5 protein-coding genes are annotated in these 11086 nt (G+C 42.0%); 3 read left to right on the forward strand and 2 right to left on the reverse strand.

The annotated features are described in order from the left end of the window. Positions 1-94: 94 nt before the first annotated feature. Both LWP20_RS15740 and LWP20_RS15745 read right to left on the reverse strand, forming a co-directional pair. Positions 95-2413, reverse strand: coding sequence for a GH92 family glycosyl hydrolase (locus tag LWP20_RS15740; protein WP_262914616.1), 2319 nt, complete (start codon positions 2411-2413; stop codon positions 95-97). A 130-nt stretch (positions 2414-2543) separates the two neighbouring features. Next, positions 2544-4760, reverse strand: a complete 2217-nt coding sequence (locus LWP20_RS15745; protein ID WP_242929128.1) for an acylase — start codon at positions 4758-4760, stop codon at positions 2544-2546. A gap of 159 nt (positions 4761-4919) precedes the next feature. On the opposite strand from LWP20_RS15745, the gene LWP20_RS15750 reads away from it, so the two are divergent. The 3 genes from LWP20_RS15750 to LWP20_RS15760 all read left to right on the forward strand — a co-directional run bounded on the left by LWP20_RS15750 (position 4920) and on the right by LWP20_RS15760 (position 10589). After that, positions 4920-6800, forward strand: a complete 1881-nt coding sequence (locus LWP20_RS15750) for a gamma-glutamyltransferase family protein (RefSeq protein ID WP_242929129.1) — start codon at positions 4920-4922, stop codon at positions 6798-6800. 365 nt (positions 6801-7165) lie between these two features. Further along, the gene (locus tag LWP20_RS15755) at positions 7166-8602 is read left to right on the forward strand and encodes an FAD-binding oxidoreductase (protein WP_242929130.1); all 1437 of its coding nucleotides are present in this window, start codon (positions 7166-7168) and stop codon (positions 8600-8602) included. Positions 8603-9131: 529 nt separating this feature from the next. Continuing rightward, positions 9132-10589: an N-acyl-D-amino-acid deacylase family protein gene (locus tag LWP20_RS15760; protein WP_242929131.1), complete on the forward strand. Its 1458-nt coding sequence runs from the start codon at positions 9132-9134 to the stop codon at positions 10587-10589. Positions 10590-11086: the final 497 nt, after the last annotated feature.

Consider the following 11086-nt stretch of genomic DNA (forward strand, 5'->3'; position numbering starts at 1 on the left):
TTACCCAGATTTCTCGCGAAGCTCGAAATGACAGGTAAAGTATAAAACAAAAGGCCCGCATTTCTGCGGGCCTTTTGTTTTATACTTACATCACTTATTGAGGAGCAACAGTCATCAGCTTTTTATTAGCCTTGCTACCCATGTAAAAGGTGATCTTTCCACCGTTCATGATCTCAGCGTGTGTGAGGTAAGTCCGGTTAATTGGCTGGCCGTTCAGCTCCATTTTCTGGATGTACACATTTTTGTCTTTCTGGTTCTTCGCCTCTATGGTAAAGGTCTTGCCGTTCTCCAGGTTTATACTTGCTGATTTCACGGCCGGGCTGGTAATCGCATAATGGTCAGAGCCGGGTGCTACAGGGTAGAACCCTAAAGCTGAAAAAATATACCAGGCACTCATCTGCCCAAAATCATCATTACCGCCAAGGCCGTCTATAGTTGGTTTATACATTGCTTTCAGCACCATACGGGTGCGTTCCTGCGTTTTCCAGGGTTGGTCGGTCCAGTTATACAAATAAGCTACGTGGTGCGAGGGCTCGTTGCCATGTACGTAATTTCCGATAATGCCGTCGCGGGAAATGTCTTCTGTATTCTCAAAATACTTATCCGGCAACTCCATTGTAAAGAGCGAATCTAGGTGCTGCGCAAAGCGGGCCTGCCCTCCCATCATTGAGATCATCTGAGCAGGATCGTGCGGCACGTACAAACTATAGTTCCAGGAATTGCCCTCTATGAAGCCTTGCCCGTGTGTATCCAGCGGGTCGAATTCTTTTTTCCAGGTTCCATCGCTCAACTTAGGGCGCATGTAACCAGACTTGGCATCGTACACATTCTTATAGTTTAGCGCACGCTTGCTGAACTCTTCGTAAATATCCTGTCGGTTCAGTTTCTTAGCCATTTGGGCAATACACCAGTCATCGTAAGCATATTCCAGGGTTTTAGATACCGAAGAGCCATTCTTGTCTTCAGGTACATAACCCATATCCATGTAGTAGCCCAAGCCATCATAGTAACGGGTGCGGGCAGTTTGTACACAGGCATCTAAGGCACGGTTTGCGTCGAAGTTACCGTTGCCTTTCATCACAGCATCGGCAATCACTGGCACCGAGTGGTACCCGATCATACACCAGTTCTCGTTGGCGTAGTGCGACCAAACCGGCAGCATTTTGTGCACGCTCTGGTCGTAATGCGCCAGCATGGATTTGATCATATCGTTGTTGCGGGCAGGTTGCAGAATGTTGAAAAGCGGGTGCAGCGCACGATACGTATCCCAAAGCGAAAAGCTGGTATAGTTTGTAAAGTCCTTCGCCTGGTGCACGTTCATGTCCAGGCCTCTATACTTGCCATCCACATCCATGTAGGTAGTCGGGCCCAGGAAAGAATGGTACATGGCCGTATAGAAATTCACCAAGTCATCCTTGCCGGCGTCAACCACTACTTTGTTTAGTTCTTTGTTCCAGGCAGCTTGCCCTTCGCGTTTTACTTTTTCAAAATCCCAGTGCGGTATTTCGGCGCGCATGTTGGCCAAGGCTCCTTCCGTACTCACTGGCGACAACGCAAACTTTATCTTGATCTTCTCTCCTTCTGTCGTTTTAAAATCGAAATAAGCTTTTAGTTTTTTGCCGGCGAACTCCGGAAAATTCTTAGTCTGATCGAACTTGCGCCAGAAGCCTTTGTATACCTGTGCCTCCGAATAATCTTTGTTACCATACTGCTGAAACGGCTTATTGAAAGCCATGGCAAAGTATACCGTGCGGGTACGGGCCCAGCCGTTGGTTTGCCGGTAACCAGTGATCAGAGTATCGTTCTCCACGCGCACAAAGGTCCAGGTGGTTTTACCGTCATAGTTGTAAATACCCGACATCAGGTCAAGTATAATGTGGGCTTCATCCGACTTCGGGAAAGTATACTGGTGCATGCCCACACGATTGCTGGCCGTAAGCTCTGCCAGGATGTTGTGGTCGTCGAGCTTTACTTTGTAGTAGGCGGGTTCTGCCACCTCGTTGGCATGCGAAAAGGCCGAGCGGTAGCCGCTTTCGGGTTTATCTTCGGTGCCGGGGTTCAGCTGCAGTTTGCCGGTGGTTGGCGCGATCAGGAAATCACCCAGATCAGAATGACCTGTTCCGCTAAAGTGTGTGTGACTGAAACCAACAATCGTTTTATCATCGTGCTGGTAGCCGGCGCAGTACTTGTACACGTCCTTGTTATACTTGCCGTTCACCTCATAAGGTATCGTATCGGTATCAGGGCTGAGCTGTACCATACCAAAAGGCACCGTTGCACCCGGGTAAGTATGGCCCATTTTGGCCGTTCCGATCATCGGGTTTACATACTTGATCAGGTTAGGTGCAGCCTTAGTTTGTGCCTGCATCACAAAAGGTATGAGCAGCAAAACAGGCAGTAGAAATTTCTTCATTAGGTTAACAGTTTTGGCGAACAATTAATTTTTTAAAAATAGAGCCAATATCTTTAAGAAATTTGCCGCGCCCAGAAATGCAAAATCCTAACCAGGCACGGCAATAGCCTTATTTTAGTGAAATAATTAGCTATTGTTTCACACTTACTTTCTCTCCGGGGTGATACGTGGCTTGAGCACGTTTCTCTACATCTTCCCGGTAATAGGCTACATCTTTAAACTTAACATCAGCATAGCGTTGGGCCTGGTCATCAAAATGCGGGGAATCCGGATTTCCGCTCTGACCACCAGCCAACAGGCTTTTGGCCTTCACCTTCTCACCAAATTCCACTACCGCCACAAAGCTATTTCCGGAAGTGCCATATAACCTTTTAGTATTGTATGAATTTGCTCCAAAAGATGCTAAAGCGCCCCAGTTTCCGGAAGCCATACCAATAGGCAAGCTTGGCAAATTATCATTAAAGGGCTGCTTTATTTCTCCATTAATCCGCTGGTATCGGTTTATTTCGCCCCAAGGCGTGTTCCATTTACCAAAATCCTTTTCAAGTTGAGCCAACGTTTGGCTGAAAATTTCCAGACGTTCCTTCTCGGGCGCAGTATTAGTATAGTAATCAAACCGCTCTATCAAGTTCAGACTTTTTGGGGCGCTACCATTCTTAGTTAAATTGGTGGCATAAAAATGAGCCAGCGACATAGCTACTGATTCCTTAGAAACTGCATAATTCCAATTGCGCAGAACTTCAATGGCATCTAAAAGCTTCTGATCTTTAGGTTTCTGTTTATCATAAGCTTTAATAAGCCCAGGTATAAGCATCTCGAAACCCGGAAGGTATGGATCATATGCCAGCTTAATGAGTTTATCCAGTGTCAGATTCTCGGCTTTCTTTAATAATCTGATAGCATGTATACCACGGAAATTTTCAGGCGAGGGCGCCATGTAAACCGGATATTTTTCCCTTTTCGGGCTATACTCTCCTGCACTGGTAAAAGGCGTGGAATTGCAATTCTGTATCCATCCATTTGCAGGGTTAATTACTCTGATCGTTTCTTCTAATGGATGTATCCCGTTCCAGTCAGTTTTTGGATTACTACCGTCCACCGGTTTTGAATAATCGAAGGCAGTATCACGAATCGGGAAAAAATTGCCATGATAGTAAGCGATATTACCAGCTACATCCGCATACACGGTACCATTAGAAGAGTTGGTACGCAGTTTCATCATCTCATTAAACTCTGCCATGTTGCTCTTCTTGGTTCTAGTATAAGATTGGATCAGGGCTTCAGATGGCTTCCACATTAAAGCTGTAGCTACCCATTTATCGCCGTTCTGGTGCGTAATCGGTCCGTGGTGGGTGCGATACGTTGTAAAGGTTTTCTGCTTGATTTCATTTCCTTCTTTATAAGATAAGGTAACTTCGGATGTAGTTACAGGCCGGTTTTCTTTGCCATACTTGTAGAACAGTTTACCATCTTGCTTCACAATCGTTTCTTCAAATTCATCAATCACATCAGTATAAGCGGATGTATGCATCCAGCCCATCTTTTCATTAAATCCCTGGTAAATAAAGAATTGCCCCCAGGTTACGGCGCCATAAGCATTTAGTCCTTCCTCGCTTACAGCATGCACTTCGCCACGGAAAAAGAATGAAGTATGCGGATTGATCAGCAGCATGGCATTTCCTGAAGCCGTATGTTTTCCGGCTATCGCAAAACCGTTAGAGCCTTTTGGTTCGTCAAGTATAGCCGGGTGCACCAGGCCATCTCCTGTACTACCATATCCCAGCGATCTATTACTTTCATAAAAAGCTTTGATCCTATCTGTAGAAACACTTTCTATATCTCCGCCAATAGAACCTTCCGTAAAATACATCGGCATCCATGGTTCAAAACGTGTCAAGAGCTTTGGTTTAACCTCCGGATGGGTATGCAGGTAATAGTTTATTCCATCTGCATAAGCCTGGCAAAGTACCTTCAGCCATTCCGGGCTTTTCTCATATTGCCTAACTGCCTCTTCTTTGCTCATATACAACCGCGCACGAAGATCACTATACAACATTTCTTTCCCTTCAACTTCTGCCAACCGCCCGATAGCCCATAAATAGTTGCGCTCTACTCTATTAAAATCATCCTCACATTGCGCATACAAAAGCCCGAACACCGCATCAGCATCAGATTTTCCATATACATGAGGCACGCCAAAATCATCACGTATAATTGTAACTCGGGCAGCCTGTTCCTGCCATTTTTTTACCTCAGTAGATGAAACTGCTTTTTCATTAACAGAGCAGGAAAACAGAAAGACAATGAAAAGAAGTATAGGACCTGCACTCTTCAAGGGGTTTTTCATAGGTGATTAAAAAATGTATTAACGATCAACCAATTTAGACAGATATTATCAGAATATATAAAAGTGTAAGTTATTATTCATCAGTACCTCTATGCTGCACGTATTCAGTTTGTTAATTTTGAATTTATAGTTAAACTTAGAAGTATAAATCAAGTTTTTATGAAACGACACTTCACGCTTTGCCTTTTAATAGTTACTGTTTTATCTGCATATGCACAGCAAACACAAAAACCTGTTTTGCATGGCAAGAACTGGATGGCTATAACAGGTAAACCGTTGGCTGCTACAGCCGGGGCTATGACCTTTCAAAAAGGAGGAAATGCGGTTGACGCAGCTTGTGCCATGCTGGCTGCAACCTGTACTATGTGGGATGTTCTGAGCTGGGGAGGAGAAACACAGGCGCTGATCTATAATCCTAAAACCAAGAAAGTAATAGCCATTAATGCACTAGGCGTAGCACCAACTGGCGCCACACCTAAATTTTTCAAAAACAAAGGATATAATTTTCCTCCTGAAAACGGGCCGCTGGCTGCCACTACGCCCGGCACTCCCGGCGGACTTTTATACATGCTGGCAAACTATGGCACATTAAGCCTGGAGCAGGTACTGGCACCCGCTATGGAAATGGCAGCAGGTTACCCAATAGAAGCCCAGACAGCCAATAGCATCGAAAAAAACAAAGACCTGATAAAACAATGGCCTTATAGCAAAAAGGTATTTCTGACTCATCCCGGCGAAAAAAGAGAAGCTCCAGAGGCAGGTGAGATATTTGTACAAAAAGATTTACTTCAGACACTTACAAAGCTGGTAGAAGCAGAAAGAACTGCTCTCAAGAATGGTAAGAGTCGCAAAGATGCCATCATGGCCGCTTATGATCGTTTTTATACAGGCGATATCGCAAAAGAAATTGTAAGGGGCAACAGAGAACAGGGTGGTTTATTTACGATGCAGGATCTGGCAAAATGGAAGCCCATTGAAGAAGAACCACTTATGGTAAACTATAAAGGCATAGATGTCTATAAATTACAGCAATGGACACAAGGACCGGTTATGTTGCAAGCCCTGAATGTTTTAGAAAATTTTGACCTTAAAAGTATGGGCTATAACAGCACTAAGTATATTCATACGCTATATCAGACTATGAATTTAACCTTTGCCGATCGGGATTTTTATTATGGCGATTCATACTTTGCTCCGGAGGAGCCTATGAAAGGTTTGTTAAGTAAAGAGTATGCCAAACAACGGGCCAGCCTAATCCGGTATGATAAAAACAATCCAAACATCGGCCCTGGCGACCCCTACCCTTTCGAAGGAAAAAAGAATCCATACTTAAAACTATTGAAAAAAAGAGGCTTCGAGCTGGATACTACAAAACGCAATTTTGCCCCCACCCACGACATCAGAAACGGTTCTTCAATGAATGAGTACCAGGAAAGATTATGGTTAGGCACTACTACCGTTGAAGCAGCAGATAAAGAAGGTTGGGTGGTTTCTATTACTCCAAGTGGCGGATGGTTACCGGCTTGTATAGCAGGTAATACCGGCGTAGGTATGAGCCAGCGCATGCAGAGCTTTGTGTTAGATGCTAATTTAAACCCATTTAATGTAGTAGCACCGGGCAAGAGACCAAGAGTAACGTTAACACCATCTATGGCTTTAAAAGATGGCAAGCCTTTCTTATCTTTTGCAGTGCAGGGCGGCGATACACAGGATCAGAACCTGCTGCAGTTTTTCCTGAACGTTGTTGAGTTTGGGATGAACGTGCAACAGGCATCCGAAGCAGCTAATATTAATACCAACCAACTATGGCTCTCTTTAGGTGGCACTAAAACCGATGACCGTAAGCCTAAACCCGGTCACATTTTATTACACGATAGTACACCGGAAACTGTAAGAAATGAGCTCAAAAAAATGGGTTATACGTTAAGCTTTGATGACCGTACCAGTGGCCCTATAAATGCCATATACTTTGACTGGAAACACGGAAGCTTCTGGGGAGGATCCAGCAATCATGGCGAAGACTATGGTATAGGCTGGTAAAACATTTACTGGTAAATTTCCAGCGCTCATTCACCATGTAATAACTTCATTAAAAATATCTGTTGAAATAGTAAAGGCTTAGACTTCTGTTTAAGCCTTTTCTATTTTAAAGCCTTTGCGTTTCTACAATTCCTGATTAGAACTACATTATATTTCTCCTTAGCAAGTATGTTTCTCTTTAGCAGGTATGATTCAGCAGTCCACTAAGTTTAGCATCATCCTGAAGTTCATTTTAAAATTACTAACGTACAATTAGTTACAATCTATTATATTTCTGTAGAAGTATAACTCTTAAAATTTGCTCCTGCCCTAAGCTATTTAACTCTCAGCAAACTGGCTTTTAAAACTATAACAATGTTGAGCTTATGAGTACATATTCAATAAGTAGGCTTAATGGTTCTACCATTGAGCTGGCAGAAGAAGAGGTTAACGAATTTTCAAAAAGTATACGTGGCGAAATGCTTACTCCGGGATCTCCTGAGTACGACAAAGTACGGGCAATTTGGAATGGCATGATAGACCGTAAACCTGGACTTATAGTCCGCTGCATCGGGGCAATAGACGTAATTCATGCAGTTAATTTTGCACGTACGCATAATTTACGTGTTTCTGTGCGCGGATGTGGACATAATATTGCAGGCAGCGCAGTAAATGATGGAGGACTTATGATCGACCTCAAACTTATGCGTTCAGTCCGGATTGATCCTGCAAAACAAACAGCCCGTGTTGAACCAGGCTGCTCCCTGGCAGACTTTGACCATGAAACGCAGTTTTTCGGACTTGCTACACCGGTCGGAATCAACTCAACTACCGGTATTGCTGGATTAACTCTGGGAGGAGGCTTCGGTTGGCTTAGCCGTAAGTATGGTATGACCATAGATAATCTAATTTCGGCTGATGTAGTTACAGCAGATGGACAACTTGTTCAGGCAAGCAAAGAACAGAACTCAGATCTTTTCTGGGCTATACGAGGTGGCGGGGGCAACTTTGGAATAGTTACTTCTTTCGAATTTAAATTGCATCCTGTCGGTCCTGAAATCTTGTCCGGACTGATTGTCCATCCATTCGAGGATGCTAAAAAAGTATTAGAATTCTACCGGGAATTTGCCACCAAATTACCGGATGAAACAGCTGTATGGGTTGTACTTAGGTTAGCCCCCCCTTTGCCATTTATTCCGGAAAAATGGCATGGCAAACCAGTTGTAGTATTTGCAGCATTTCATGCAGGTGATATGGAGGAAGGCAAACGCATTTTGGCGCCTTTGCGAAAATTGGGCAATCCAATTGCAGACGTGATTGGCCCGCACTCTTATGCAGGTTGGCAACAGGCATTTGATCCACTTCTTACAGCTGGGGCACGCAATTATTGGAAATCACACAATTTTACGGAATTACAGGACGAAGCAATTGATACAATGATTGATTACATATCCCAGTTACCTTCGGCTCAAACTGAAATATTTATTGGTCAAGTTGGTGGGCAGATGAAGCGTATTGATGATTCAGAAACTGCTTACCCTCATAGAAGTGCTAACTATGTAATGAATGTACATGCAAGATGGGAAAAAGCTACTGAAGACAAAAAGTGCATTACCTGGGCACGTAGCTTTTTCCAGGAATCAGCAAAATATGCTACGGGTGGTGTATATGTAAACTTTCTGACAGAAGATGAAACTGATAGAATACATGCTGCCTACGGCCCAAATTATGATCGACTGGTTGCAATAAAAGAAAGGTACGACCCTGATAACATTTTCAGAGCTAACCAAAACATCAGTCCTAGTAGAGTAGCTATATCCTAAAACTTTATAAGAAACTTGGGTTTGTAGTGTTAGTCACTAATCTACTAAGTATAAAAACTCTAGCCACTGCTTGGTTAGAGATAAAATCATAATTCTATAAATAGTAAACAATAGTATAAATTTAAACAAGGGTGTAACCATTGCCCTATACCTACAAAGAATATATTTTGTAGGTATTCCATAGTTTAAAAATTAAAAAGGGATGCTTAGTAACATATAGGCATCCCTTTTTAAGTATAAACTCTTTAGTATCACCAATTAGTTAAACATAAACTAGAATCTACTAACTACCATTTCTACTACCCGTACTTTAGCAAAGTATATAAAGTTTATACTTTATACCTCATAAAAATAGTATTCAAAATATTAGAAATTTATACTTTAGCTATATACTAAAAATAGTGAGGTCAGTTTTAAAAGGTTTTTTATGTCGCAAAGAATATTCAAGCTCATCAGAACTACTCAAAATATATTTCATTTTCTATTGATAGCAACCAGCATACTATCATGTCAAACTAAATCTAAAGAAATGACCTACGACCTACTTATAACAAACGCTTCAGTAATTGATGGAACAGGAAAACCAGCCTATAAGGCTAATATTTTAATTAAAGATGACACAATAGCACTTGTAGAAAGAGATACTACAATTTCTTATTCTGCAACAAAAACAATCGATGCACATGGTTTAGTGCTTACCCCGGGTTTTATTGATGCTCATGCTCACGGTGATCCAATGGAAACACCTGAGTTCAGAAATTTCCTATCGATGGGTATTACGACAATATGCTTGGGTCAGGATGGTTTTAGTCCGGAACATAAAAATGTTCGAAATTGGATGGACAGCGTTGATGCTGTAAAACCGGCTGTTAATATCGTGTTATTTGCTGGCCACAATACAATAAGAATGTTGTCAGGAACAAAGTATAAACCTATACCTACTGAGAAAGATTTTTCCGAAATGGAAGAATTACTGACGGATGCTATGGATGCTGGCTGCTATGGCATGACGACTGGCTTGGAATATAACCCTGGGTATTATTCTAAAAGTGCTGAACTTGAAAGACTCGCAAAAATTGTTGGATCTAAGAAAGGGCTTATAATGAGCCACATGAGAAATGAAAATAACGAAACTATAGAATCAGCTATAGACGAATTACTGGCTCAGGGACAATATTGCCCTGTTCATGTATCTCATATAAAAGTAGTTTACGGCAAAGGTAAAGAGCGTGCTGAAGAACTTCTGGAAAGATTAAATATTGCCAGAAAAAAAGGAATCAAAGTAACTGCAGATTTTTATCCTTATACAGCTAGTTATACTTCAATAGAAATACTTTTTCCGGATTGGGCAAAAAAGCCTCACAACTATGATGAAATCGTAAAAAGTCGTGGCGAAGAACTCAGAAACTTTTTAAAACAAAAAATCATACATAGAAACGGTCCGGAGGCTACACTAATTGGTACTGGACCCTATCGCGGTAAAACACTTGCACAAATTGCTACAGAGTTAAAAAAGCCTTTTGAAGAGGTTTTAATGAATGATATAGGACCATATGGTGCTTATGGAGCCTACTTCATAATGGATGAGGAGCTACAGGAAGCATTATTAAAAGACCCATACGTAATGCTTTGCACCGACGGTAGCCCTAGTATGAACCACCCAAGAAGTTTTGGTTCATTTGCTAAAATGATAGAAACATTCGTATTAAAAAAGCAAATTATGACCTTAGAAGAAGCAGTTAGAAAAATGACAGGACTAACAGCTGAAACAATAGGGTTACAAGACCGAGGTAAAATACAGACAGGCTTAAAAGCTGACATTTTAGTATTTAATCCATCAGAGGTGAAGGAACATACTACTTATGAGAACCCTCAACAACTTTCAACAGGATTCAATTATATAATAATAAATGGAAAACTTGTGAAGGAAAACAATCAGTTTTATAATAAAAGAGAAGGCAAAATGCTTAGAAAGACAGTAAATTGATAAAGATCTTATAGAGTTTTAAGATAGTAATCAATTTACTAAAGCCTAGAGTAATCATAAACAGAAAGTATGTAGTTTTAACTATTCTATAATAGAGATTGAGAACCTGATCAGCCCGAAGTTCATCAATCAGTAAGGATCACTTTCATTTTTGATACAGTAAAGGAGCAGTTAAAGTAACTGCTCCTTTGCTTTTAGTAAGTACAGTCCGCAAAGCCTTTGTAGCTGGCTCTCAGTCAGCAAGCGGCCTAGGAAAAGGCTTAACCTTTAAATTTCTTTCTACTCGTCTTCTATAAAACAAGTAGGCGCTCTTCAACCATCACGGCCTTGCGTGCAGGCTCAGCTTGTTCTACGTATGTCAGGCTTTAGCTTACGCCAGCTCGAATCAGCAGGGGTGTATAAACGAGCAACACCCCTTGCTCAAGCAGAACAAGGGGTGTTGGTTGATGGGTTGGCGGCTACCTACTCTCCCGGATGTGACTCCAGTACCATCGGCG

The organism is Pontibacter vulgaris (assembly GCF_022758145.1).
Taxonomy (GTDB): Bacteria; Bacteroidota; Bacteroidia; order Cytophagales; family Hymenobacteraceae; genus Pontibacter; species Pontibacter vulgaris.